Below are 26,119 nucleotides of genomic sequence, written 5' to 3'. Positions count from 1 at the left end.
AACACAACACGTACGGTAACGTTTATCTGAGCCGTTTTTTCAGTACAATCAGCACTACTATTGATAAACCGAAACCCTTCGTTACCCCATTGAAGATGGGATCAACAGGATAAAAAGCCCGGCTTTTGCGATGAATTTAGAAAAAATCAACGAGTTAACCGCGCAAGATATGGCGGGTGTGAATGCAGCAATCCTGGAGCAACTCAACTCTGACGTTCAGCTGATCAATCAGTTGGGCTATTACATTGTCAGCGGCGGCGGTAAACGCATTCGTCCGATGATTGCCATTCTGGCTGCCAGAGCCGTTGGTTATCAGGGAAATGCCCACATCACTATCGCAGCGCTCATCGAATTTATCCACACGGCGACGCTTCTGCACGACGATGTGGTGGATGAATCGGATATGCGTCGTGGCAAAGCCACGGCTAACGCCGCGTTCGGGAACGCCGCCAGCGTCCTGGTGGGGGATTTTATCTATACCCGCGCCTTCCAGATGATGACCAGCCTGGGTTCCCTGAAAGTGCTGGAGGTGATGTCCGAAGCCGTAAACGTCATTGCTGAAGGCGAAGTGCTGCAGCTGATGAACGTCAACGACCCGGACATCACCGAAGAAAACTACATGCGCGTCATCTACAGCAAAACCGCGCGTCTGTTTGAAGCGGCGGCCCAGTGTTCCGGCATTTTGGCTGGCTGTACCGAAGCACAGGAAAAAGGCCTGCAGGACTATGGCCGCTATCTGGGCACAGCCTTCCAGCTGATTGACGATCTGCTGGACTACAGTGCGGACGGCGAAACGCTCGGCAAAAACGTTGGCGATGACCTGAACGAAGGCAAACCGACCCTGCCGCTGCTCCACGCCATGCGTAACGGAACGGCCGATCAGGCGAAAATGATCCGTGAAGCGATTGAGCAGGGAAATGGCCGCCATCTTCTGGAACCCGTGCTGGAAACCATGGCGATCTGCGGCTCGCTGGAATGGACGCGTCAGCGTGCGGAAGAAGAAGCCGACAAAGCCATCGAAGCACTCCAGGTCATTCCCGACAGCCCATGGCGCGAGGCACTGATTGGTCTTGCCCACATCGCCGTTCAGCGCGACCGTTAACCTTGCTTTCTCTCCCCGCGTTCCTGGCGGGGAGATTCCAGTACACACCCGTAAATTCCGCATTCACGTAAATTCATCGGTTTAGAGACCGCATGAATAAAGCCGTGTCTTATTCTGAATATTCCTTCAAGTAACGCGAACTTTTTAGAACAAGAGTTCGAAATGGGTATAGTAAACCCGTCGTTTCAGAAGAAACGGCGTAGGTGAATCCGAACTTAAGGACGGCGTTATGGATACGAAATTTATCGACTGGCACACGGCTGATATTATTGCCGCACTGCGCAAAAGAGGCACTTCACTGGCAGCAGAGTCCCGCCGCCATGGACTGAGTTCTTCAACTCTGGCAAACGCCCTCACCCGCCCCTGGCCAAAAGGAGAATTAATTATCGCGACGGCGCTGGATACGCATCCGTGGGTGATTTGGCCTTCGCGCTACCACGATCCCGTTACCCATGAATTTATCGACAGATCGCGTATGATTCGCCAGAGAAAAGTAAAAAAAGAACCGCAGGAATAACGCGTTTTTTGACAGGAACAGCAACCCCCCGGTCATGTCTGGCAGGGGGCTGCCGGAACGATTACTCGCCCTTCACACGCTCGATATTGGCACCCAGCGCGCGCAGTTTATCTTCGATACGCTCATAGCCACGATCGATGTGATAAATACGATCCACGATCGTTGTACCTTCCGCGATACAACCCGCCAACACCAGGCTGGCAGACGCACGCAGATCGGTTGCCATCACCTGAGCGCCGGACAGTGTCTCAACGCCATGGCAAATCACGGTATTACTTTCGATCTCAGCACGTGCACCCATGCGGATCAGCTCCGGTACGTGCATAAAGCGGTTCTCGAAAATGGTTTCAGTGATGAAGCCAGTCCCTTCGGCGACCAGGTTCAACAAGGTGAACTGCGCCTGCATGTCCGTTGGGAACGCCGGGTGTGGCGCCGTACGCACATTGACCGCTTTTGGACGCTGTCCATGCATATCGAGGCTGATCCAGTCTTCACCGATTTCGATATCCGCACCGGCATCACGCAGTTTCGCCAGCACCGCATCCAGCGTATCAGGCTGTGCGTTGCGACAAACAATCTTCCCGCCAGAGATCGCGGCAGCGACCAGGAAGGTACCGGTTTCGATACGGTCCGGCAGTACGCGATAGACACCCCCGCCCAGACGCTCAACGCCTTCGATGGTGATACGGTCGGTACCCTGACCGGAGATCTTCGCACCCAGCGCCACGAGGAAGTTGGCGGTATCCACAATTTCCGGTTCGCGCGCGGCGTTTTCGATGATAGTGGTCCCTTCTGCCAGCGTTGCCGCAGACATAATGGTTACCGTTGCGCCTACGCTCACTTTGTCCATAACAATGTGCGCGCCTTTCAGACGACCATTGACGGACGCTTTAACGTAGCCTTCTTCCAGCTTGATCTCTGCGCCCAGTTTTTCCAGACCAAAGATGTGCAGGTCAACCGGACGCGCACCGATGGCGCAGCCGCCCGGCAGCGAAACCTGACCCTGACCGAAACGCGCCACCAGCGGGCCAAGCGCCCAGATGGAAGCACGCATGGTTTTCACCAGATCGTAAGGCGCAGAGAAGTTGTTCACCTTGCTGGCATCGATCCAGACGGAACCGTTACGCTCGACTTTCGTGCCCAACTGGGTGAGCAGCTTCATGGTGGTGTCGATATCTTTCAGCTTCGGTACGTTCTGAATCTCTACCGGCTCTTCCGCGAGCAGCGCAGCAAAGAGGATGGGCAGCGCGGCGTTTTTCGCGCCAGAAATTGTGACTTCGCCCTGGAGACGCGTTGGCCCCTGTACACGAAATTTATCCATTGTGTGCTCTCTTATAAATTCAACCGTGCTGCGGGCCTGTCGCCCTCAGCTCAAAAACCGTTTAGTTTGCGATCGCGTGCCCACTCTTGCGGGGTGAACGCTTTAATCGACAGGGCGTGGATGCGGTTATCCGCAATATATTCCATCAGCGGCGCGTACACAGCCTGCTGTTTCTTCACACGGCTCATACCGTCGAACATCTCACCCACAGCAATAACCTGGAAGTGACTGCCATCGCCAGTGACGTGGGCTTCCTGAAGGGAGAGTGCATTCATCAGCACTGTCTGGATTTCATGATTTTCCATGGGTTCTTAATCATCTGATAGTGAAAACAAGCCCAACATCTTAGAGCAAAGTGGCGTCGTCTTAAACAAGCAAAAAGCCCCGACGATGAAACTGTCAGGGCTTTCGGAAGTAACGCACTGAAAATATTAACGAGGCAATACGTCCTGAGGGAGATTGTAGAGCTGCGCAAGGGTCACGACATTCTCGCTCGCGCCGCGAAGCGTGACGCTCGCCCCCTGCTTTTTCCCTACCGCAACCAGATGGGCAAGCAGCGCAACGCCTGCCGTATCCACCCGCGTGACGTCAGTTAAGTCAATGAGCGTCACGCCCTGCATGGCCTCATGGCGTTTATCCCATAAGGGGTTCAGCAGATCCTGATCCAGCTCACCGGACAGCTTTAACGTCTCGCCTTCACGCGACCAGCTGAGTTGCTGTGACATTACTTCTTCTCGTCCAGCGTGATTTTCTGACGAGCAATGGACTGCAGCTGCGCGGTCAGGCCATCAATCCCCTTGGTGCGCAGCAGGTCACTCCACTCGTTCTGTTTGGTGGTGATCATGCTTACGCCTTCGGCGATCATGTCATACGCCTGCCAGTGGCCGGTCTGGCTGTTTTTACGCCACTGGAAATCCAGACGCACCGGCGGACGGCCGTTAGGATCGTTGATCGTTACGCGAATAGGGACGATGGTCGCATCACCCAGCGGCTGCTCCGGGGCGATCTGATAGGTCTGACCGTGGTACATCGCCAGCGCCTGACCATAAGCCTGCTTCAGGTATTCACGGAAAGCGGCAAAATAGGCTTCACGCTGCGCCGGGGTCGCGTCTTTGTAATAGCGGCCCAGCACCAGCGCTCCCGCATATTTAATCTGCACGTACGGCAGCAACTCCTGGTCAACCACGTCACGCAGGTAATCAGGATTAGCACGAATCTTAGGCTGCTCGTTTTTAAGACGATCGAAGGTTTTCTTCGCGGCCTCGTCCATCAGTTTGTACGGGTTACTCTGATCCGCCGCGTGCACCGCGGTGAGAGGGGCGATGACCAGCATGGCAACCATTAACAGTCGTTTAAACATGAATGACTTCTCCTGATATTAATTCGCAGCACCTGGGGTCGGCGCGGCATTGGTATGGTCTTCACTCTGCGCAGGGGCATTGTCAGACTTTTTATCATCCCCTTTACTGTTGTAAAGGAACTGACCAATCATATCTTCCAGCACCATGGCGGACTTGGTGTCCTGGATCACGCTCCCGTCCTTAAGGATAGTCGTTCCCAGCTCGGGGTCTTCAAAACCGACGTTAAGCGCCAGATATTGTTCGCCCAGCAGACCGGAAGTCCGGATAGACAGGGAGCTGGTGTCCGGAATGTGGTTGTAACGCTCTTCGATATCCATCGCGACGCGCGGCAGATAGGTCTTCTCATCCAGCGTAATGTCAGATACGCGGCCGATCACCACGCCGCCAATACGGACCGGTGAACGCGCCTTCAGCCCGCCGATGTTATCGAAGGTGGCATAGATGCGATACGTCGGCTCGGTGCGTACAGACGTGATATCTGCCGCTCTCAGGCAGATAAACAGCGCGGCCAGCAGCGCCAGCAGCAGGAATACACCGACCCAAATTTCATTTTTTCTCGTTTGCATGAACTCAATTCCCAAACATCAGTGCGGTGAGCACAAAATCCAGACCCAGTACGGCCAGCGACGAATGAACGACTGTACGTGTAGTAGCGCGGCTAATGCCCGCCGACGTCGGAATCGCATCGTAACCATTAAACAATGCAATCCAGGTAACCGTAATGGCAAATACCACGCTCTTAATCAGGCAGTTAACCAGATCCATTCGCAGGTCAATGGCGTCCTGCATGGCAGACCAGAAGAAACCGGCGTCAATGCCTTTCCAGTGCACGCCAACCAGCGAACCGCCCCAGATACCCACGGCGACAAACAGTATCGTCAGCAGCGGTAAAGAGATAACCCCCGCCCAGAAACGCGGCGAAATCACGCGACGCAGCGGATCGACCGCCATCATCTCCATGCTGGAGAGCTGCTCAGTCGCGCGCATCAGGCCAATTTCAGCGGTTAAGGCTGACCCCGCGCGACCGGCGAACAACAGCGCCGCCACAACGGGCCCCAGTTCACGCAGCAGCGAGAGCGCCACCAGCATCCCGAGGCTGGTTTCCGCACTGTAGGTTGTCAGCACCAGGTAGCCCTGCAGACCCAGCACCATCCCGATAAACAGACCGGAGACAATGATGATGAGCATCGACAGCACGCCGACATTATAAAGCTGCCGCACCAATAGCGGCGCGTGCTTACGGAATTCCGGCTTGCCGACCAGCGCGTTGAATAACATCAATCCGGCACGCCCGAACGTCCTGATGGTTTTTATGCCACGGTGTCCGAGAGCGGCCAACGCATTTAACAGCATGAGTGGCTTAACTCCCTATTCCCAGTAAATCGTCACGATAGTCGCCCGCCGGGTAGCGGAACGGCACAGGGCCATCGGCAATACCGTCAAGGAACTGCCGCACGCGTGGATCGCAATTTTCCTGCAGCGCCTGGGCGCTACCGTGTGCGACGATCTTTTTGTCCGCTACGATGTAGGCGTAATCGGCAATGCTCAGCACTTCAGGTACATCGTGAGACACCACAATGCAGGTGACGCCAAGCGCGCTATTCAGTTCAGAGATGAGCTTCACCAGCACGCCCATCGTGATGGGATCCTGCCCGACAAACGGTTCGTCGAACATGATTAAATCAGGTTCTAGTGCGATGGCGCGCGCCAGCGCGGCACGACGCGCCATCCCGCCGGACAGCTCCGAAGGCATCAGTTTCGCGGCGCCCCGCAGCCCGACGGCTTCAAGCTTCATCATCACCGTGCTTTTCAGCAGCGCAGGCGGCAGGCTGGTATGCTCGCGCAGCGGATAGGCCACGTTATCAAAGACGTTCATGTCGGTGAACAAGGCCCCCGACTGAAAGAGCATGCTCATGCGTTTGCGAACAGTATACAGGCGCGAGCGTGACATCTCCGGGATGTTTTCGCCATCAAAGAGGATCTCACCGCTATCCGGTGGGATCTGCCCGCCAATAAGGCGAAGCAGGGTCGTTTTACCGATCCCGGACGGCCCCATGATGGCAGTGATCTTGCCACGCGGCACGGTCAACGAAATATCATCAAATATCAATCTGTTGGCGCGAGAAAAACTCACCCCGCGGACATCGACTAAATTCGCCATGGTTTGGCTCATTTATGGTTCCTTTCTTATCCTGCTCACGTTAAGGCATGTAGCCTGAATCAGCCCTAAACTCAGCATTTTTACAGAATAATAACCGTAGAGGTTAGCGAAAGCTGGCATTTGTTTTACTTTTCCGGCGCATAAAGTCAAAATTAGGAATTCGTTACGCCTCAGACTGTATGCAGTCCAGCCATTCCGGAGCAATGGACCGACGAGTATACCTGAAGAAAGGACTTTTGATGCTTTTAGCAACAGCACTGTTAATAATTGGTTTACTATTGGTGGTCTACAGTGCTGACCGTTTAGTGTTTGCTGCATCTATCCTGTGTCGCCTGAGTGGCGTACCGCCTGTCGTCATCGGGATGACCGTGGTCAGCGTAGGAACGTCACTTCCTGAAATCATCGTCTCTGTCTCGGCATCGCTGCATGGCCAGGTAGACCTGGCAGTCGGCACCGCGATTGGCTCTAACATCGTCAATATTTTATTGATTTTGGGCCTGGCCGCGCTGCTCCATCCATTTCGCGTGCATTCTGATGTTCTGCGCCGTGAATTGCCGCTAATGTTACTCGTAAGCCTGCTGGCAGGGTGCGTATTTTACGATGGCGTACTGAGCTACAGCGACGGCATTTTCTTGCTGGCGCTGGCCGTTATTTGGCTGCTGTATAGTGTTAAAATCGCCCGTCAGGCTGAAAAGCAGGGTCAGGATAGCCTCACGCGTGAGCAGGTCGCCGAGCTTCCACGAGAAGGCACGCTGCCTGTTGCCCTGCTCTGGCTGGGCGTCGCGCTGATCATCATGCCGATGGCAACGCGCATGGTCGTGGATAACGCGACGGTGCTGGCGAACTATTTTGCCATCAGCGAGCTGACCATTGGCCTGACGGTGATTGCCATCGGCACCAGCCTGCCGGAGCTGGCCACCGCCATTGCGGGGGCCCGTAAAGGTGAGGATGACATTGCCATTGGTAATATCATCGGCTCTAACATTTTTAATATCGCCATTGTGATGGGCCTGCCAGCCCTGATTTCGCCAGGGCCCTTTAATCCCCTGGCGTTCTCACGTGATTACGGCGTGATGTTGCTGGTCAGCGTGATTTTTGCCCTGCTCTGCTGGCGGCGGCAACGACAGATCGGTAAAGGCGCAGGCGCGCTGCTGACGGGTGGATTTATCGTATGGATGGCGATGCTGTACTGGCTCTCGCCTCTTCTCTCTGGGTAAACGGAAACGCATTATGTCGCAAATAGAATTGCAGCCGGGTTTTGACTTTCAGAAAGCAGGCAAAGACGTTCTGGAGATTGAACGTGAAGGTCTGGCGCAGTTAGATCAGTACATAAATCAGGATTTTAGTCTGGCATGTGAGAAGATATTCTACTGTGCCGGCAAAGTCGTGGTGATGGGGATGGGCAAGTCCGGCCACATTGGACGCAAAATGGCGGCAACCTTTGCCAGTACCGGCACCTCGTCCTTCTTTGTCCACCCGGGGGAAGCCGCGCACGGGGACCTGGGTATGGTCACGCCGCAGGATATCGTCATCGCGCTCTCCAACTCCGGTGAGTCCAATGAAATCCTGGCGCTGATCCCGGTACTGAAGCGACTGCAGGTGCCGCTGATTTGCATGACCAGCCGTCCGGAAAGCAGCATGGCGCGCGCAGCCGATATTCACCTGTGCGTGAAGGTTCCCAAAGAGGCCTGTCCGCTCGGCCTGGCGCCGACCTCCAGCACCACCGCGGCACTGGTTATGGGCGATGCGCTTGCCGTGGCGCTGCTTGAAGCCCGTGGCTTTACGCCGGAAGATTTCGCGCTGTCCCACCCGGGCGGCGCGCTGGGGCGCAAGCTCCTGCTGCGGGTAAACGATATTATGCACACCGGGGATGAGATCCCTCACGTCAGTAAAGAAGCCTCCCTGCGTGATGCGCTGCTGGAAATCACCCGCAAGAATCTGGGGATGACGGTCGTGTGCGACGATCTTATGAAAATTCAGGGGATCTTCACCGATGGCGACCTGCGTCGCGTGTTCGATATGGGTGTCGATGTCCGCACGCTCGGTATTGCCGATGTGATGACGCCCGGCGGCATCCGCGTCCGTCCGGGTACGCTGGCCGTGGACGTGCTGAACCTGATGCAGTCCCGCCATATCACCTCCGTTATGGTTGCCGATGGCGACCAGTTGCTGGGTGTGGTACATATGCATGATCTGCTGCGCGCAGGCGTAGTGTAATGAAGGATAAGACAATGAGTAATGCGGGTGCATCCCTTGCAACCTGTTATGGGCCGGTCAGTACACAGATGATGGCAAAGGCGGAAAACATTCGTCTGCTGATCTTGGATGTGGATGGGGTCCTCTCCGACGGCCTGATTTACATGGGCAATAATGGTGAAGAGCTGAAGGCGTTTAACGTTCGCGATGGCTACGGTATCCGCTGTGCGCTCACCTCGGGGATTGAGGTGGCGATCATCACCGGGCGAAACGCTAAACTGGTAGAAGACCGCTGTGAAACCTTAGGTATTACCCATCTGTATCAGGGCCAGTCCGATAAGATGGCGGCGTTCAATGATTTACTGGGTAAACTGGCTATCGCGCCGGAAAACGTGGCCTACGTCGGGGACGACCTGATTGACTGGCCCGTGATGGCTGAAGTTGGGCTGAGCATCGCCGTTGCCGATGCGCATCCGTTGCTGATCCCGCGCGCCGACTACGTTACCCACATCAACGGTGGCCGCGGCGCTGTCCGTGAAGTCTGCGATCTGCTTCTGCTGGCGCAGGGCAAGCTTGATGAGGCCAAAGGGCAATCGATATGAGTAAAACCAGACGTTGGATTATCATTTTGCTTTCGCTTGTCGCACTGGTATTGATTGGCGTGAACCTTGCCGATCGCGACGATACGCAAACGGAAGTGATCAACAATAACGATCCAACCTATAAAAGCGATCACAGCGACACCGTGGTCTACAGCCCGGAAGGCGCGCTGAACTATCGCCTGATTGCCCAGCATGTTGAATATTTTTCAGATGACGGTATTTCGTGGTTTACCCAGCCTGTCATGACCACCTTTGATAAGGACAAAGTTCCGACGTGGTCAATTAAGTCAGATCGGGCAAAACTGACAAATGACCGTATGCTTTATCTGTATGGTCACGTTGAAGTCAACGCCCTGACCGCCGACTCGCAACTGCGAAAAATTACGACGGATAATGCCCAGATCAACCTGGTAACCCAGGACGTGACGTCGCAGGATCTGGTCACACTGTATGGCACAACATTTAATTCCAGCGGTTTGAGAATGCGCGGGAACTTACGCAGCAAGAACGCCGAGCTGATTGAAAAGGTTAGAACCTCCTATGAAATTCAAAACAAACAAACTCAGCCTTAAAGTAATTATCGCCAGCGCGATGCTGGCGACCAGTCTCCCCGCGCTTGCTGTAACGGGCGATACCGACCAGCCGATCCATATCGAGTCCGACACCCAGTCTCTCGATATGCAGGGTAACGTCGTCACCTTCACGGGTAACGTCGTCATGACCCAGGGCACCATCAAAATCAACGCCGACAAAGTGGTCGTGACCCGTCCGGGTGGCGAGCAGGGCAAAGAGATTATCGATGGCTATGGTAATCCGGCGACCTTCTACCAGATGCAGGACAACGGCAAGCCGGTGAAAGGCCGCGCCACGCACATGCACTATGAGCTGGCGAAGGACCTGGTCATCCTGACCGGAAATGCCTATCTGGAACAGCTGGACAGCAACATTACCGGCGACCAGATTACCTATCTGGTTAAAGAGCAAAAAATGCAGGCCTCCAGCGAGAAAGGCAAACGCGTCACCACCGTTCTGGTTCCGTCGCAGCTGCAGGATAAAGGCAAGGGCCAGGCCCCGGCACAGAAGAAGAGTAACTAATTCGTTATGGCAACATTAACTGCAAAAAATCTCGCGAAGGCCTATAAGGGCCGCCGTGTCGTAGAAGATGTCAGTCTGACCGTTAACTCCGGCGAAATCGTGGGGCTGCTAGGCCCGAACGGTGCGGGTAAAACGACAACCTTCTACATGGTCGTGGGTATTGTGCCGCGCGATGCCGGCAACATTATCATTGACGATGAAGACATCAGCCTTCTGCCGCTCCACGCGCGCGCGCGTCGCGGGATCGGCTATCTACCGCAAGAAGCCTCCATTTTCCGTCGTCTCAGCGTTTACGACAACCTGATGGCGGTCCTGCAAATTCGTAACGATCTGACCAACGAACAGCGTCAGGATCGTGCCAACGAGCTGATGGAAGAGTTCCACATCGAGCATCTGCGCGACAGCCTCGGTCAGGCACTCTCCGGGGGCGAACGCCGTCGTGTTGAGATTGCGCGTGCGCTGGCCGCAAACCCGAAATTTATCCTGCTGGATGAACCGTTTGCGGGCGTTGACCCGATCTCCGTTATCGACATCAAACGTATCATTGAACACCTGCGCGACAGCGGGCTTGGCGTACTGATCACCGACCACAACGTGCGTGAAACGCTGGCCGTGTGTGAACGCGCCTATATTGTGAGCCAGGGCAATCTGATCGCCCACGGTACGCCGCAGCAGATCCTCGAAGACGATCATGTTAAGCGCGTCTATCTTGGGGAAGACTTCAGACTCTGATAGGGTAGAGGTAACGTAACGCCGAACCGGAGAAAAATGCTCTGAACATGAAGCAAGGTTTGCAATTAAGGCTCAGCCAACAACTGGCGATGACGCCGCAGCTACAGCAGGCAATTCGCCTGTTGCAACTGTCCACGTTAGAACTTCAGCAGGAGCTCCAGCAGGCGCTGGACAGCAACCCCCTGCTGGAACAAACCGATCTTCATGACGAGGTAGATACCCAGCAATCGCAGGATACAGAAGCGCTCGATACCGCGGATGCACTCGAACAAAAAGAGATGCCCGACGAGCTTCCGCTGGATGCCAGCTGGGATGAAATCTACACCGCCGGCACCCCTTCCGGTACGCGTGCAGACTACCAGGACGATGAGCTACCGGTCTATCAGGGAGAAACCACCCAGTCGCTGCAGGATTACCTGATGTGGCAGGTGGAACTCACCCCCTTCTCCGATACCGACCGCGCGATTGCCACGTCAATTGTCGATGCCGTTGACGACACTGGCTATTTGACCGTCACGCTGGACGATATTTTGGAAAGCATGGGCGACGACGAGATTGAGCTTGAGGAAGTTGAAGCCGTTCTGAAGCGCATCCAGCGTTTCGATCCGGTAGGCGTAGCCGCAAAAGATCTGCGCGACTGCCTGCTGATCCAGCTTTCTCAGTTCAGCAAAGAGACGCCATGGCTCGACGAGGCGCGCGTAATCATCAGCGATCATCTTGATCTGCTGGCGAACCACGATTTCCGCACCCTGATGCGCGTCACGCGCCTGAAAGAAGAGGTGCTGAAAGAAGCGGTGAATCTGATCCAGTCGCTCGATCCGCGCCCCGGTCAGTCGATCCAGACCAGCGAACCCGAGTACGTGATCCCGGATGTGCTGGTCAGAAAAAATAACGGCCGCTGGGTCGTTGAACTGAACTCTGACAGTATCCCTCGCCTGCAAATCAACCAGCAGTATGCCTCCATGTGCACCAGCGTGCGTAACGACTCGGACAATCAATATATTCGTAGCAATTTGCAGGAAGCGCGATGGCTGATCAAAAGTCTGGAGAGCCGAAATGATACGCTGCTACGCGTCAGCCGCTGCATTGTCGAACAGCAGCAGGCGTTCTTTGAGCAGGGTGAAGAGTATATGAAACCGATGGTGCTGGCGGATATCGCCCAGGCCGTCGAGATGCATGAATCAACCATTTCCCGTGTCACCACGCAGAAGTATCTGCACAGTCCACGCGGTATTTTTGAGCTTAAGTATTTCTTCTCCAGCCATGTGAATACCGAGGGCGGCGGCGAAGCGTCGTCCACGGCCATTCGTGCCCTGGTGAAGAAGTTGATCGCCGCGGAGAACCCCGCGAAGCCGCTAAGCGACAGTAAGTTAACCACCATGCTGTCCGATCAGGGTATTATGGTGGCACGTCGTACTGTTGCGAAGTATCGAGAGTCTTTATCCATTCCGCCGTCCAACCAGCGTAAACAGCTGGTCTGACACAACCGATAAGGAAGACACTATGCAGCTCAACATCACTGGACAAAACGTCGAAATTACTGAGGCTTTACGCGACTTTGTGAACACGAAGTTTGCAAAACTCGAGCAGTATTTCGAAAGGATCAATCAGGTCTATATTGTGTTGAAAGTGGAGAAAGTGACTCATATCTCGGATGCCACCCTGCATGTTAACGGGGGTGAACTGCATGCCAGTGCGGAAGGGCAAGACATGTACGCTGCTATCGACGGCTTGATTGATAAGCTTGCGCGACAGCTCAATAAACATAAAGATAAACTGAAACAACACTAATTGTCCGGGCAGTTAACGGGTGCAGGACGGCCTGTTGTGAAACACAACAGGCCATTTGTACAGTTAGCGCTTAGGTGAAATTATGATGAACAACGATTCCGCTCTTCAACTGAGCAATGTCCTTAACCAGGAATGTACCCGCAGTGCGGTTCACTGCCAGAGCAAAAAACGTGCGCTGGAGATCATCAGTGAACTGGCCGCAAAACAGCTGGGCCTGCCGCCGCAGGTGGTGTTCGAAGCGATTCTGACCCGTGAAAAGATGGGCAGTACCGGTATCGGCAACGGCATCGCGATCCCGCATGGCAAACTGGAAGAGGATACCCTGCGTGCCGTCGGTGTGTTTGTGCAGCTTGAAACACCGATCGCCTTCGATGCCATTGATAACCAGCCCGTCGATCTCCTCTTCGCGCTGCTGGTGCCTGCTGACCAGACGAAAACCCATCTGCATACGCTGTCGCTGGTCGCCAAGCGTCTGGCTGACAAAACCATTTGCCGTCGACTACGCTCGGCTCAAAGTGATGAAGAGCTCTATCAAATTATCACTGAAGCAGAAGGCAATCAGGATGATGCATAACCAGGAGATGGCCTTCACATCTGTTGTCCTGAGGAGAAACGGAACATGGTGCTGATGATTGTCAGTGGCCGTTCAGGGTCGGGGAAATCCGTTGCTCTGCGCGCGCTGGAAGACATGGGTTTTTACTGCGTCGATAACCTGCCGGTCGTGTTGTTGCCCGAACTGGCCCGTACGCTGGCGGAGAGACAAACCTCGGCCGCCGTCAGTATCGACGTTCGTAACATGCCTGAATCGCCAGAGATCTTCGAACAGGCCATGAGTAACCTGCCCGACGCATTCTCGCCGCAGCTGCTGTTCCTTGATGCAGACCGTAATACCCTGATCCGCCGCTACAGCGATACCCGTCGTTTGCACCCGCTTTCCAGTAAGAACCTCTCTCTGGAGAGTGCTATCGATGAAGAGAGCGATCTGCTGGAGCCGCTGCGTTCTCGTGCCGACCTGATTGTCGACACCTCTGAGATGTCCGTTCACGAGCTGGCTGAAATGCTGCGTACCCGGTTGTTGGGTAAACGCGAGCGCGAACTGACGATGGTGTTCGAATCCTTTGGCTTCAAGCACGGTATCCCGATCGATGCGGATTATGTTTTCGACGTGCGCTTCCTGCCGAACCCGCACTGGGATCCGAAACTGCGTCCTATGACCGGTCTGGATAAACCCGTCGCGGCCTTCCTCGACAGGCACACAGAAGTTCACAATTTTATCTACCAGACGCGAAGCTACCTTGAGCTATGGTTACCTATGCTGGAGACAAACAATCGTAGCTACCTGACGGTAGCGATTGGCTGTACCGGCGGTAAACATCGTTCGGTTTATATCGCCGAACAGCTGGCCGACTATTTCCGCTCGCGCGGGAAGAACGTTCAGTCCCGTCATCGCACGCTGGAAAAACGTAAAACATGACCGTAAAACAGACCGTTGAGATCACCAATAAGCTGGGCATGCATGCGCGCCCGGCGATGAAGCTGTTTGAGCTGATGCAGGGTTTCGATGCAGAAGTTCTGCTGCGGAATGACGAAGGTACCGAAGCGGAAGCGAACAGCGTGATCGCGCTGCTGATGTTGGATTCCGCCAAAGGGCGTCAGATTGAAGTCGAAGCCACCGGCCCTCAGGAAGAGGAAGCGCTGGCGGCGGTGATTGCGCTGTTTAACGCGGGGTTCGACGAAGATTAAGGTCTCTCCCCTTCAGGCGGGTGGCGCTGCGCTTACCCGCCCTACATAAGTTTGTTGCTCTCCATAAACCCTTCTCCTCCCAACTGACGCATCTGGCGCATGATCCACGCCTGACGGCTACGCACGTATCCTGATGGGGCACTGGCTTTAAAACGGAGGGGATTAGGCAAAACAGCCGCGAGCAGCGCCGCCTCCGACATGCTCAGCTTGCTGGCGGGTTTATTAAAATAGCGTTGTGATGCGGCTTCGACACCAAATACCCCGTCGCCAAACTCGGCAACGTTGAGATACACGGTCAGAATGCGCTTTTTGCTCCAGACCGTTTCCATGCCCAGGGTTAATACCGCTTCCAGCCCCTTTCGCACCCAGCTGCGGCCGTCCCACAGAAACAGATTTTTGGCCGTCTGCTGCGACAACGTTGACGCGCCACGCACGCGGTTTTCATGACGTTCGTTATGCGCCAGCGCCTTCTCAATCGCGGCCACATCGAATCCCCAGTGCTCCGGGAATTTCTGATCCTCCGCTGCGATGACCGCCAGCCCCATGAACGGCGAGATCTCGTCCATGCTTACCCAGTCAGAATGGGCAACATAGCTGAAATCACCGCTGAGCCACGCACCGAGCTGACGCTCAACCATCACGGCGGAGAACGGGACCGGCATAATGCTGAACAGGGCGAGTCCACCGCCCCAAAACACCGCCAGCACCAGAACGATGCGCAATAAAGTACGTTTTACCCACGCACCTGCGCCGGATTGACGACTCATTCAGCCAGCACCAGCACGCGGGCGACCAGCTTTTCGATTCCCGTAGCCGCTTCTGCAATATTCTGCGCCAGCATATAGGCCGGCGTGGTGACAATTTTATTATCTTCATCAACCACAATGTCATCCACCGGGCACGGAACGTGTTCGCCCCCCATTTCCTCGACGATCTCCGCGGTATCAATATCCGTCCCGATGGTCAGGCGCAGCGGGAAATCAAAAATCTTAGGCAACATCGCCGGTGCGATACAGATAAAGCCCAGCGGTTTCCCTGCCGCATGCATAGCCTGCGACAGCGCTTTGAGATGAGGATCGATCTGACACTCCGCGCCCTGCGCAGCAAAGGTACTGAGATTTTTGGCCGCGCCAAATCCACCCGGCACAATGAGCGCATCAAGCTCTGCGGCGTCAGCCTGAATAAGAGGATGGATATCACCTCGCGCAATACGTGCGGCTTCAATCAGCACGTTACGGGTTTCCGCCATTGGTTCACCGGTCAGATGGTTAATCACATCCGCCTGATTTTTGTCCGGCGCAAAACAAATCACCTCTGCTCCCTGCTTAGCCAGGGCCAGCAGCGTAATGACGGCTTCGTGTATCTCAGAACCATCGTAAACACCACATCCGCTGAGCACGACACCAATCTTTTTCATCATGACAATCCTTTTCTGCAACTTGCTGAAGCACATTAATAATTTTGATTAAAACGCTATGCTTCACACATTTCACTGATTCATGTAACAAACCATTTAAGATTTGCTATCTTATCTGCGTGCGGCCTAAATTTTTCAGGCAGCGCCCTTTCGAAAATAACGTTTAAAAACAGGCGCAGCCACGATTTCCCTGGTGTTGGCGCAGTATTCGCGCACCCCGGTTAATCCGGGGTCATTTTTTTCTGGTGTCAACCCAGGCTTTAAGCACCGCCACATCGTTTTGCCACTCTTGCTTCATCTCTTCAACCCAATCACCCACGTTATCTTCCCATGCAGGTAAATCAGGCGACTGAATCTGTTGCCCCAGCTGCTGCAGGTGGCGTAAACCAACAGAGCCGGCTGCACCTTTGATTTTATGTCCTTCTTCCACGATCCCCTTCTGGTCACGGGCCGTCAGGTTGGATTCCAGCACGCTCAGATAGCCCGGCATCATTTTTTCGAACACGGCCAGACCGTCGGTAATCAGTTTCGGCCCCACCAGATCGATATACTGCTCCAGCATCGCGGTATCGAGTATCGTTTGGGCTTTTGCGCTATCAACAGACGTCATGGTGCTCTCCTCTTCATCATGGGTATCCCAGAACTTTTTGATCATAGCGGTCAGAGCAGGCACCGCCAGCGGCTTGCTGAGTACATCGTCCATACCGGCATCGAGATACTCTTTTTTATCTTTCAGCACGTTTGCCGTCAGGGCAACCAGCGGCGGCAGTTCGTCGGCCGCGTACTGACGCGTCAACTCGCGCGAGATATCCAGCCCGGTCATATCCGGTAATTGAATATCCAGCAGAACAAGATCGTATTCGCCGGGTTTAAACATCTCCAGCGCGGCTTTGCCGGTCATCGCGACATCCACGCTGTTGCCCAGTTTTTCCAGCACCGAGCGCGCCACGATCACGTTCAGCTCAATATCTTCCACCAGCAGGACGTGCAGGGCTGGCAGCGGCATATCATCATTTTCAAAGGTATCTTCTACCTCTTCCGCCACCGCTGGCGCATGGACCGTCAGCGTGAAGGTTGACCCTTTGCCCGGCTGGCTGGCTACGGTGATATCACCACCCATACTCTTCGCCAGACGTTTAGAGACCGCCAGGCCAATGCCTGTTCCGGTCGCCGGTTTCCCGCCGTTGCTGTCTTTCACCTGGTAGTACATGGCAAAGATCTTGTCCTGCTCCTCCTGCGGAATACCAATTCCGGAGTCCTCTACCTCGAAGTGCAGCATGTCGCCTTCGTCATAGCGGATACGCACCGCCACCTGCCCCTTCTGGGTGAATTTCACCGCGTTGCTGATCAGGTTCCACAGGATCTGGCGCAGTCGCGTGCCGTCAGTCACCACTTTATGCGGAAGCGGCAGGGTGGGCTCCATAACAAAGCTCAGGCCCTTCTGCTGCGCCTGCAGGCCGGACAGGTTTTCCAGATCGGCAAGGAAGCTGGTGAAATCAACCGGCTGGTTATCAAGCTGAACTTTACGGCGCTCCATCTTATCCATATCAATAATATCATTGAAGATATTACCCAGCGTGACCGCTGAGACATGGATAGTCTTGAGGTATTTTTCCTGCTCTGCGGTCAGGTCGGTATCCAGCAGAATACGACTCAGCCCGACAATGCCGTTGAGCGGCGTACGCAGCTCGTGGCTGATGGTGGAGATAAAAGTGGTCTTGTCGCGGCTGGCGCGCTCCAGGGCATCCTGGTAGCGCTTACGCTCGGTAATGTCGCGGCCAAAGCCCATCAGGCCGTGGCGTTTGCCCACACGGTCATAGTAGGGCACCTTACGGATCTCAAAGCAGGCTTTGCGTCCGTCCGGGTAATCCAGCCACTGTTCATAGGTCAACGAGACGTTATGACGGAAGACTTTTTCGTCGGTCTCCATGACCTTGGCCGCCGCCTCTTCAGAGTAAACGTCCTGCGGCTTCAGGTGAATCAGCTGCTTCTCGCTTTTCCCGGTAAGCAACTCCATCGCCCGGTTACAGCCGGAAAATTCTTTATCTTCATTACGGTAGAACACCAGATCCGGCGACGCATCCAGGAACGACCGCAGGAAGGAGGATTGCTGCTCAAGCTGGATCTGCGTGACCTCGCGCTCTTTCATTTCAATTTTCAGCTGCTCCAGGGTGGCCTGACGCTCGGCCTCCGCCTTCTCACGATCTGAAATCTCCTGATTCAGCTGCGCAATGTTGTCTTTGAGCTGGACGTTGAGCTTCAGGTCGCGCTCGCGCATCTCTTCCAGTTTATCCACCAGCTTAGACAGACGCTGACGGGACTCTTCCAGCTGTTCAACCACTACGGAAAGGAAATAGACCGCCCAGGGCGTAATGAGCAAGCCAAAGAAGATGGAGCGGATGACGTCGATACTCTCGACCTGACCATGCAGAACCATGGTAACCGCCATTTGCACGACAATGGCCAGAACGACCAGCGCCAGCGCAAGCAGCATGGAAAAACGCACCAGCCCAAGCTTCATCATCAGGTCGACGTAATACTGGGCAAGCATTCGAATTTGCTTCATAGAGGATCCCTTCACGACGTTATCGCTCAATAATACTCAAATTCGCGGCGGGACGTTGAAGGTTGTGAGAAAAAGTGCGGGGTGAAACAGGAGATTAGCCTCGCTCCCGGGCAACCGGAAGCGAGGTAAGGTCAATCAGGAGCGTTTCAACAGCAGCCAGAGACTGATCAGGAGGAAGCTGGCGCTTGGCAGCAGCGCACCGATAATCGGCGGAATGCCATAAACCAGCGTCAGCGGACCGAAGATCTGATCGAGCACGTAGAACACAAAGCCGAAGCTGATGCCGGTCACGACGCGAACCCCCATCGGCACGCTGCGCAACGGGCCGAAGATAAACGACAGCGCCATCAGCATCATTACCGCCACGGACATCGGCTGGAAGATTTTGCTCCACATGTTGAGCTGATAGCGTCCCGCATCCTGTCCGCTCGACTTCAGGTATTTCACATAGTTGTGCAAACCGCTTATGGAGAGCGCGTCAGGATCCAGCGCCACGACGCCGAGCTTATCGGGCGTCAGGTTGGTTTTCCACGTACCGGTTACCGTCTGAGAACCCGTAATCTGTTTCGGATCGGTCAGGTTAGATTCATCAACCTGGGACAACCGCCACTGCTTATGTTCGGCGTCAAACTTCGCCGAAGAGGCGTGGCGAACGGACTGCAGACGGCGCTGGTCATCGAAAGCGTAGATGCTCACTCCGCCCAGTTCATCATTCCCCTTCACCCGTTCGATGTAGACGAAGTTTTTACCGTCTTTCGCCCATAAACCTTGCTGAGTCGAGAGCAGTGAGCCGCCGTACATCGCCTGAGCACGATAGTTACGCGCCATCTGTTCGCCCTGCGGCGCGACCCACTCGCCAATCGCCATGGTCAACAACACCAGGGGGATGGCGGTTTTCATTACCGACAGCGCGACCTGCATGCGGGTAAAACCCGAGGCCTGCATAACGACCAGCTCGCTGCGCTGCGCTAGCATCCCCAGCCCCAGCAGTGCCCCCAGCAGGGCCGCCATCGGGAAGAAGATCTGCACATCTTTCGGCACGCTGAGCAGGGTATACATCCCCGCGCCCAGCGCGTCATAGCTCCCCTGCCCGGCTTTTTTCAGCTGATCGACAAATTTGATAATGCCGGAGAGCGACACCAGCATGAACAACGTCATCATGATGGTGGTAAAAATGGTTTTACCGATATAGCGATCAAGAACGCCAAACGCCTGCATTAGATGGCTCCTTTACGCGAGAATCGGGCACGTATGCGGCGCACAGGCACCGTATCCCACAGGTTTAACCCCAGCGCCAGTAAGATGTACAGGCTGTTGACGAACCACGTCCAGACCATGGGATCCAGCTTGCCCTTCGCGCCGTTGGAGCGAATCGAGGTTTGCAGCAGGAAATAGATCAGGTAAAGCAGCATCGCCGGCAGCATAGAGAGCACGCGTCCCTGACGCGGGTTCACCACGCTCAGCGGAACGACAATCAGCGCCATCATAAACACGGTGAAGACGAGCGTAATACGCCAGTGGAACTCAGCGCGCGCGCGGTTGGTATCGGTATTCCAGAGGGTACGCATGTCCATTTGCTCGGTATCCGTTGGATCGAGCGACACCGTCTGATGGCCGATAATGGCCTGATAGTTCTGGAAATCCGTAATGCGGAAGTCACGCAGCATCGCGGTGCCTTCGAAACGGGTGCCTTTGTTCAGCGTCACGACCTGAGAACCATCTTTGCGCTGAGCCAGCTGACCGGAATCTGCCACCACCACGGAAGGACGCGCGTTACCTTTAGGTCGCAGCTGCGCCAGGAAGACATCGTTGAATTTACTGCCGTCAACGCTCTCAATAAACAGCACGGAGTTTCCGTCGGTTGCCTGCTGGAACTGCCCCTGGGCTAACGCCGCCATGCCGGGGTTGGCTTTCGCTTCGGCCAGCACTTCGTCCTGATGGCGGGAAGACATGGGGCCCGCCCACATCACATTCACCGCCGCAACGATCCCCGTGAACAGCGCCAGTATCATGGCGGCTTTCACCAGGACCGCTTTGCTCAGGCCACAGGCATGCATCACCGTGATTTCACTCTCGGTATAGAGTTTCCCAAGCGTCATGAGCAGGCCAAGGAAAAGACTTAGCGGCAGGATAAGCTGCGCCATTTCCGGGATCCCTAAACCAAGCAGGGAAAGCACCAGATTTGTTGGAATTTCGCCGTCAACGGCCGCACCGAGGATCTTAACCAGCTTCTGACAGAAAAAAATCAGCAGCAGGATGAAGAGGATCGCCAGTTGGCTTTTGAGCGTCTCCCGCACCAGATATCTTATGATTATCACTTTAAATACGCCCGTAAAAACCCGTCTCTTTGCTGGAAAATCGCTTGTTTCATGGCTTAAACGTCATTTATTCTCTTGAGTCGTCGAAATCATCGCTAAGATTAAAACATCCGGCGGATTCACGCTTCAGGACTTTTTCTGACGTGTCGAAACCGTAGTAACGTAAGATTAACACGAAGTCACCACAACAGCGGACATGAGTTACGAAAGGTTTCAATTCTATCCGTAGCAGCCGCCGTTGTCTTTAAGATTCAGGAGCGTAGTGCATGGAGTTCAGTGTAAAAAGCGGTAGCCCGGAGAAACAGCGGAGTGCCTGCATCGTTGTGGGCGTCTTTGAACCACGCCGACTCTCCCCGATCGCCGAGCAACTCGATAAAATCAGTGACGGCTATATTAGCGCCCTGCTGCGCCGTGGCGAACTGGAAGGCAAACCTGGGCAGACGCTGTTACTGCACCATGTTCCGAACGTACTCTCAGAGCGCATTCTGCTGATTGGCTGCGGCAAAGAACGCGAGCTGGATGAACGTCAGTATAAGCAGGTGATTCAGAAAACAATCAATACGCTGAATGATACCGGTTCAATGGAAGCCGTCTGCTTCCTGACCGAGCTGCACGTTAAAGGGCGTAATACCTACTGGAAAGTGCGTCAGGCAGTCGAAACGGCAAAAGAGAGCCTGTACAGCTTCGATCAGCTGAAGACCAATAAAAGCGAGCCGCGTCGTCCGCTGCGTAAAATGGTCTTCAACGTGCCAACCCGCCGCGAACTGACCAGCGGCGAACGCGCGATCCAGCACGGTCTGGCGATTGCTGCCGGCATTAAAGCGGCTAAAGATCTCGGCAACATGCCACCCAACATCTGTAACGCGGCGTACCTGGCCTCTCAGGCACGTCAGTTGGCCGACGCCTACAGCAAAAACGTCATTACCCGCGTCATCGGCGAACAGCAGATGAAAGAGCTGGGAATGCACTCTTACCTGGCAGTCGGTAACGGCTCGCAGAACGAATCCCTGATGTCCGTCATCGAGTACAAGGGCAACCCGGCCGAAGACGCGCGCCCTGTCGTGCTGGTCGGTAAAGGCCTGACCTTCGATTCCGGCGGTATCTCCATCAAGCCTGCCGAAGGCATGGACGAGATGAAGTATGACATGTGCGGCGCGGCGGCGGTTTACGGCGTCATGCGCATGGTCGCGGAACTTCAGTTGCCCATCAACGTGATCGGCGTTCTGGCGGGCTGCGAAAACATGCCTGGAGGTCGCGCTTATCGTCCGGGTGACGTCCTGACCACCATGTCCGGCCAGACCGTAGAAGTACTGAACACCGACGCCGAAGGCCGTCTGGTACTCTGCGATGTGCTGACCTACGTTGAGCGCTTCGAACCTGAAGCGGTCATTGACGTCGCCACGCTCACCGGCGCCTGTGTGATTGCGCTGGGCCACCACATTACCGGCCTGATGTCGAACCACAATCCACTGGCGCACGAGCTGATTGGCGCCTCGGAGCAGGCCGGTGACCGCGCATGGCGTCTGCCGCTGGGTGACGAATATCAGGAGCAGCTGGAGTCTAACTTCGCGGATATGGCGAACATCGGCGGACGTCCTGGCGGGGCGATCACCGCGGGCTGCTTCCTGGCGCGCTTCACCCGTAAGTACAACTGGGCGCACCTGGATATCGCGGGTACCGCATGGCGCTCCGGCAAGGCCAAAGGCGCAACCGGTCGTCCGGTAGCGCTGCTGTCGCAGTTCCTGCTCAATCGTGCGGGTTTTAACGGCGACGAATGATATAAAATGCCGGGTGGCGGCTTCGCCTTACCCGGCCTACAACGTCATTCAACCGTAGGCCGGGTAAGCGAAGCGCCACCCGGCTTTGCATTTGAATCCAAAACTAAGAAGCCCCATATATGAAGAATGCAACGTTCTACCTTCTGGACAACGACACCCATCAGGAGGGCCTCAGCGCCGTCGAACAGCTGGTGTGTGAAATTGCCGCAGAACGTTGGCGCGCAGGCAAACGCGTGTTGATCGCCTGTGAAGATGAGCAGCAGGCCATTCGTCTCGATGAAGCGCTGTGGGCTCGCCCGCCGGAGAGTTTTGTTCCGCATAACCTGTCAGGCGAAGGGCCACGCGGCGGAGCACCGGTTGAAATTGCCTGGCCGCAAAAGCGCAACAGCAGCGCGCGCGACATTCTGATTAGCCTGCGGATAGATTTTGCAGATTTTGCCACCGCTTTCACAGAAGTGGTAGACTTTGTCCCTTACGAAGAATCTTTGAAACAACTGGCGCGCGAACGCTATAAAGCGTACCGCCTGGCTGGTTTTAACCTGAATACGGCAACCTGGAAATAATGGAAAAGACATATAACCCACGCGATATCGAACAGCCGCTTTACGAGCACTGGGAACAGCAGGGCTATTTCAAGCCTAACGGCGACGAAAGCAAAGAGTCCTTCTGCATCATGATCCCGCCGCCGAACGTCACCGGCAGTTTGCATATGGGTCATGCTTTCCAGCAGACCATCATGGACACCATGATCCGCTACCAGCGCATGCAGGGTAAAAACACCCTGTGGCAGGCGGGGACTGACCACGCGGGTATCGCGACCCAGATGGTGGTTGAGCGTAAAATTGCCGCTGAAGAAGGGAAAACCCGCCACGACTACGGTCGCGATGCGTTCATCGACAAAATCTGGCAGTGGAAAGCGGAATCCGGCGGCACGATTACCCGCCAGATGCGCCGCCTCGGCAACTCCGTGGACTGGGAGCGCGAGCGCTTCACCATGGATGAAGGCCTCTCCAACGCCGTGAAAGAAGTCTTCGTCCGTCTGTACAAAGAAGACCTGATTTACCGTGGCAAACGCCTGGTCAACTGGGATCCGAAACTGCGCACCGCAATTTCTGACCTGGAAGTGGAAAACCGCGAGTCCAAGGGCTCCATGTGGCATATCCGCTATCCGCTGGCCGACGGCGCAAAAACCGCCGACGGTAAAGATTACCTGGTGGTCGCGACCACCCGTCCGGAAACCCTGCTGGGCGATACCGGCGTGGCCGTTAACCCGGAAGATCCGCGTTATAAAGATCTGATTGGCAAATTCGTGTTGCTGCCGCTGGTAAACCGCCGTATTCCGATTGTGGGCGACGAACACGCCGACATGGAAAAAGGCACCGGCTGCGTGAAAATCACCCCGGCGCACGACTTCAACGACTATGAAGTGGGTCGTCGTCACGCCCTGCCGATGATCAACATTCTGACCTTCGACGGCGATATCCGCGAAAGCGCAGAAGTGTACGACACCAAAGGCAACGAATCCGACGTTTATTCCAGCGACATCCCGGCCGAGTTCCAGAAGCTGGAACGCTTTGCCGCGCGTAAAGCGATTGTGGCTGCCGTTGACGCACTGGGCCTGCTGGAAGAGATCAAGCCTCACGACCTGACCGTGCCGTACGGCGACCGTGGTGGCGTGGTTATCGAGCCCATGCTGACCGACCAGTGGTACGTGCGTGCCGACGTGCTGGCGAAACCGGCTGTGGAAGCGGTTGAAAACGGCAGCATTCAGTTCGTACCGAAGCAGTACGAAAACATGTACTTCTCCTGGATGCGCGATATTCAGGACTGGTGTATCTCCCGTCAGTTGTGGTGGGGTCACCGTATCCCGGCATGGTACGACAACGACGGCAACGTTTACGTTGGCCGCAGCGAAGATGAAGTGCGTCAGGAAAACAACCTGAGCGCAGACGTTGCCCTGCGTCAGGACGAAGACGTGCTGGATACCTGGTTCTCCTCCGCGCTGTGGACCTTCTCCACCCTCGGCTGGCCAGAAAACACCGACGCGCTGCGTCAGTTCCACCCAACCAGCGTGATGGTGTCCGGCTTCGACATTATCTTCTTCTGGATTGCCCGCATGATCATGATGACCATGCACTTCATCAAAGACGAAGACGGCAAGCCGCAGGTTCCGTTCCATACCGTCTACATGACCGGTCTGATCCGCGACGACGAAGGCCAGAAGATGTCCAAATCCAAGGGTAACGTCATCGACCCGCTGGATATGGTTGATGGTATCTCTCTGGAAGAGCTGCTGGAAAAACGCACCGGCAACATGATGCAGCCGCAGCTGGCGGAGAAAATCCGCAAGCGCACCGAGAAGCAGTTCCCGAACGGGATTGAGGCTCACGGTACCGACGCCCTGCGTTTCACCCTGGCGGCACTGGCCTCGACCGGTCGTGACATCAACTGGGACATGAAGCGTCTGGAAGGTTACCGTAACTTCTGTAACAAGCTGTGGAACGCCAGCCGCTTCGTGCTGATGAACACCGAAGATCAGGATTGCGGCTTCAACGGCGGCGAGATGACTCTCTCCCTGGCTGACCGCTGGATCCTGGCGGAATTCAACCAGACGGTGAAAGCGTTCCGCGAGGCGCTGGACAGCTACCGCTTCGACATCGCAGCGGGCATTTTGTATGAATTCACCTGGAACCAGTTCTGTGACTGGTATCTGGAGCTGGCGAAGCCGGTCATGAACGGCGGCACTGAGGCAGAGCTGCGCGGTACGCGCAACACGCTGATTACCGTTCTGGAAGGCCTACTGCGCCTGGCGCACCCGGTTATTCCATTCATCACCGAGACCATCTGGCAGCGCGTGAAGGTGATTGCAGGCATCAACGCCGACACCATCATGCTGCAACCGTTCCCGGCATTCGATGCGGCGAAAGTCGATGAAGCGGCGTCTGCGGATACCGAGTGGCTGAAGCAGGCGATCGTGGCGGTACGTAACATTCGTGCTGAAATGAACATCGCCCCGGGCAAACCGCTGGAGCTGCTGCTGCGCGGCTGCAGCGAAGCGGCTATTCGTCGCGTCACCGAGAACAACACCTTCCTGAAAACCATGGCGCGTCTGGAAAGCATCACCGTGCTGCCTGCGGATGATAAAGGTCCGGTTTCCGTGACCAAAATCATCGACGGTGCCGAGCTGCTGATCCCGATGGCAGGTCTGATCGACAAAGACGCCGAGCTGGCTCGTCTGGCGAAAGAAGTGGCGAAAGTCGACGTGGAAATTGGCAAAATCGAAAGCAAACTGGCGAACGAAGGCTTTGTTGCCCGCGCGCCGGAAGCGGTCATCGCGAAAGAGCGTGAGCGTCTGGTTGCCTTCGCCGATGCGAAGACCAAGCTGATTGAGCAGCAGGCGGTTATCGCTGCCCTGTAAT

At 55.4% G+C, this 26,119-nt stretch carries 28 protein-coding genes; 16 read left to right on the top strand and 12 right to left on the bottom strand.

From position 1 onward, the window contains the following. The first annotated feature begins 130 nt into the window (after positions 1-130). Both ispB and sfsB read left to right on the top strand, forming a co-directional pair. Positions 131-1,102 carry an octaprenyl diphosphate synthase gene (ispB, locus tag BFG58_RS12800; RefSeq protein WP_008501461.1) on the top strand — a complete coding sequence of 324 codons (972 nt, stop codon included), beginning with the start codon at positions 131-133 and terminating at the stop codon, positions 1,100-1,102. A gap of 229 nt (positions 1,103-1,331) precedes the next feature. Further along, positions 1,332-1,619 (top strand): DNA-binding transcriptional regulator SfsB, encoded by a 288-nt coding sequence (gene sfsB / locus BFG58_RS12795; RefSeq protein WP_048028843.1) that lies wholly within the window; start codon positions 1,332-1,334, stop codon positions 1,617-1,619. A 61-nt stretch (positions 1,620-1,680) separates the two neighbouring features. On the opposite strand, the gene murA is transcribed toward sfsB, so the two are convergent. From murA to mlaF, 7 genes are all read right to left on the bottom strand, one after another. After that, complete coding sequence (murA, locus tag BFG58_RS12790; RefSeq protein WP_045910105.1) at positions 1,681-2,940, bottom strand: UDP-N-acetylglucosamine 1-carboxyvinyltransferase; 1,260 nt, start codon at positions 2,938-2,940, stop codon at positions 1,681-1,683. A 50-nt stretch (positions 2,941-2,990) separates the two neighbouring features. Further along, the gene (gene ibaG / locus BFG58_RS12785) at positions 2,991-3,245 is read right to left on the bottom strand and encodes a BolA family iron metabolism protein IbaG (protein ID WP_008501458.1); all 255 of its coding nucleotides are present in this window, start codon (positions 3,243-3,245) and stop codon (positions 2,991-2,993) included. Positions 3,246-3,371: 126 nt separating this feature from the next. Further along, the gene (mlaB, locus tag BFG58_RS12780) at positions 3,372-3,665 is read right to left on the bottom strand and encodes a lipid asymmetry maintenance protein MlaB (protein WP_048028841.1); all 294 of its coding nucleotides are present in this window, start codon (positions 3,663-3,665) and stop codon (positions 3,372-3,374) included. Then, on the bottom strand, positions 3,665-4,300 hold the full coding sequence (gene mlaC, locus BFG58_RS12775; RefSeq protein WP_045910107.1) for a phospholipid-binding protein MlaC: 636 nt from the start codon (positions 4,298-4,300) through the stop codon (positions 3,665-3,667). The genes mlaB and mlaC overlap by 1 nt, the downstream gene beginning before the upstream one ends. Positions 4,301-4,318: 18 nt before the next feature. Further along, positions 4,319-4,867, bottom strand: coding sequence for an outer membrane lipid asymmetry maintenance protein MlaD (gene mlaD, locus BFG58_RS12770; RefSeq protein ID WP_008501455.1), 549 nt, complete (start codon positions 4,865-4,867; stop codon positions 4,319-4,321). Positions 4,868-4,871: 4 nt separating this feature from the next. Beyond that, positions 4,872-5,654 (bottom strand): lipid asymmetry maintenance ABC transporter permease subunit MlaE, encoded by a 783-nt coding sequence (gene mlaE / locus BFG58_RS12765; RefSeq protein WP_010436044.1) that lies wholly within the window; start codon positions 5,652-5,654, stop codon positions 4,872-4,874. A 7-nt stretch (positions 5,655-5,661) separates the two neighbouring features. Continuing rightward, positions 5,662-6,474, bottom strand: a complete 813-nt coding sequence (gene mlaF / locus BFG58_RS12760) for a phospholipid ABC transporter ATP-binding protein MlaF (protein WP_008501452.1) — start codon at positions 6,472-6,474, stop codon at positions 5,662-5,664. Between the two features lie 227 nt (positions 6,475-6,701). Here mlaF and BFG58_RS12755 point away from each other — a divergent pair, with 227 nt between their 5' ends. From BFG58_RS12755 to npr, 11 genes are all read left to right on the top strand, one after another. Next, entirely contained in the window at positions 6,702-7,679 is a 978-nt protein-coding gene (locus BFG58_RS12755; RefSeq protein ID WP_045334591.1) for a calcium/sodium antiporter, read from the top strand. Between the two features lie 13 nt (positions 7,680-7,692). Further along, positions 7,693-8,679, top strand: coding sequence for an arabinose-5-phosphate isomerase KdsD (gene kdsD, locus BFG58_RS12750; protein ID WP_008501450.1), 987 nt, complete (start codon positions 7,693-7,695; stop codon positions 8,677-8,679). 14 nt (positions 8,680-8,693) lie between these two features. Then, entirely contained in the window at positions 8,694-9,260 is a 567-nt protein-coding gene (gene kdsC, locus BFG58_RS12745) for a 3-deoxy-manno-octulosonate-8-phosphatase KdsC (RefSeq protein ID WP_008501449.1), read from the top strand. After that, positions 9,257-9,832 (top strand): LPS export ABC transporter periplasmic protein LptC, encoded by a 576-nt coding sequence (lptC, locus tag BFG58_RS12740; RefSeq protein ID WP_024906353.1) that lies wholly within the window; start codon positions 9,257-9,259, stop codon positions 9,830-9,832. The genes kdsC and lptC overlap by 4 nt, the downstream gene beginning before the upstream one ends. Beyond that, the gene (gene lptA / locus BFG58_RS12735; RefSeq protein ID WP_020883526.1) at positions 9,801-10,355 is read left to right on the top strand and encodes a lipopolysaccharide ABC transporter substrate-binding protein LptA; all 555 of its coding nucleotides are present in this window, start codon (positions 9,801-9,803) and stop codon (positions 10,353-10,355) included. The genes lptC and lptA overlap by 32 nt, the downstream gene beginning before the upstream one ends. 6 nt (positions 10,356-10,361) lie before the next feature. Next, positions 10,362-11,087, top strand: a complete 726-nt coding sequence (lptB, locus tag BFG58_RS12730; protein ID WP_008501446.1) for an LPS export ABC transporter ATP-binding protein — start codon at positions 10,362-10,364, stop codon at positions 11,085-11,087. A gap of 47 nt (positions 11,088-11,134) precedes the next feature. Further along, positions 11,135-12,568: an RNA polymerase factor sigma-54 gene (rpoN, locus tag BFG58_RS12725; RefSeq protein ID WP_045910109.1), complete on the top strand. Its 1,434-nt coding sequence runs from the start codon at positions 11,135-11,137 to the stop codon at positions 12,566-12,568. 22 nt (positions 12,569-12,590) lie between these two features. Continuing rightward, entirely contained in the window at positions 12,591-12,878 is a 288-nt protein-coding gene (gene hpf, locus BFG58_RS12720; protein WP_013098943.1) for a ribosome hibernation promoting factor, read from the top strand. An 82-nt stretch (positions 12,879-12,960) separates the two neighbouring features. Then, positions 12,961-13,452 (top strand): PTS IIA-like nitrogen regulatory protein PtsN, encoded by a 492-nt coding sequence (gene ptsN / locus BFG58_RS12715; RefSeq protein ID WP_008501443.1) that lies wholly within the window; start codon positions 12,961-12,963, stop codon positions 13,450-13,452. A gap of 45 nt (positions 13,453-13,497) precedes the next feature. Continuing rightward, positions 13,498-14,352 (top strand): RNase adapter RapZ, encoded by an 855-nt coding sequence (rapZ, locus tag BFG58_RS12710; RefSeq protein ID WP_045910110.1) that lies wholly within the window; start codon positions 13,498-13,500, stop codon positions 14,350-14,352. Next, the gene (npr, locus tag BFG58_RS12705; RefSeq protein ID WP_003861872.1) at positions 14,349-14,621 is read left to right on the top strand and encodes a PTS phosphocarrier protein NPr; all 273 of its coding nucleotides are present in this window, start codon (positions 14,349-14,351) and stop codon (positions 14,619-14,621) included. Before rapZ ends, npr begins: the two co-directional genes overlap by 4 nt. A gap of 41 nt (positions 14,622-14,662) precedes the next feature. On the opposite strand, the gene mtgA is transcribed toward npr, so the two are convergent. From mtgA to lptF, 5 genes are all read right to left on the bottom strand, one after another. Beyond that, positions 14,663-15,388, bottom strand: a complete 726-nt coding sequence (mtgA, locus tag BFG58_RS12700) for a monofunctional biosynthetic peptidoglycan transglycosylase (RefSeq protein ID WP_069719905.1) — start codon at positions 15,386-15,388, stop codon at positions 14,663-14,665. Beyond that, a complete protein-coding gene (gene elbB, locus BFG58_RS12695; RefSeq protein ID WP_048029292.1) occupies positions 15,385-16,038 on the bottom strand; it encodes an isoprenoid biosynthesis glyoxalase ElbB in 654 nt (217 codons plus the stop codon). Before elbB ends, mtgA begins: the two co-directional genes overlap by 4 nt. Positions 16,039-16,270: 232 nt before the next feature. Further along, positions 16,271-18,604, bottom strand: coding sequence for an aerobic respiration two-component sensor histidine kinase ArcB (arcB, locus tag BFG58_RS12690; RefSeq protein ID WP_045910113.1), 2,334 nt, complete (start codon positions 18,602-18,604; stop codon positions 16,271-16,273). Between the two features lie 135 nt (positions 18,605-18,739). Continuing rightward, the gene (lptG, locus tag BFG58_RS12685; protein ID WP_045910114.1) at positions 18,740-19,822 is read right to left on the bottom strand and encodes an LPS export ABC transporter permease LptG; all 1,083 of its coding nucleotides are present in this window, start codon (positions 19,820-19,822) and stop codon (positions 18,740-18,742) included. Continuing rightward, on the bottom strand, positions 19,822-20,922 hold the full coding sequence (gene lptF / locus BFG58_RS12680; protein WP_045910115.1) for an LPS export ABC transporter permease LptF: 1,101 nt from the start codon (positions 20,920-20,922) through the stop codon (positions 19,822-19,824). The genes lptG and lptF overlap by 1 nt, the downstream gene beginning before the upstream one ends. 266 nt (positions 20,923-21,188) lie before the next feature. Here lptF and pepA point away from each other — a divergent pair, with 266 nt between their 5' ends. From pepA to BFG58_RS12665, 3 genes are all read left to right on the top strand, one after another. Next, a complete protein-coding gene (gene pepA / locus BFG58_RS12675; RefSeq protein ID WP_024906344.1) occupies positions 21,189-22,700 on the top strand; it encodes a leucyl aminopeptidase in 1,512 nt (503 codons plus the stop codon). Positions 22,701-22,819: 119 nt separating this feature from the next. After that, complete coding sequence (gene holC, locus BFG58_RS12670; RefSeq protein ID WP_025912557.1) at positions 22,820-23,263, top strand: DNA polymerase III subunit chi; 444 nt, start codon at positions 22,820-22,822, stop codon at positions 23,261-23,263. Then, on the top strand, positions 23,263-26,118 hold the full coding sequence (locus tag BFG58_RS12665) for a valine--tRNA ligase (RefSeq protein ID WP_069719904.1): 2,856 nt from the start codon (positions 23,263-23,265) through the stop codon (positions 26,116-26,118). Before holC ends, BFG58_RS12665 begins: the two co-directional genes overlap by 1 nt. Position 26,119 lies beyond the last annotated feature (1 nt).

Source organism: Enterobacter sp. ku-bf2, assembly GCF_001742765.1.
Taxonomy (GTDB): Bacteria; Pseudomonadota; Gammaproteobacteria; order Enterobacterales; family Enterobacteriaceae; genus Enterobacter; species Enterobacter quasiroggenkampii.
This window is presented reverse-complemented; position numbering and strand designations above follow the sequence as displayed.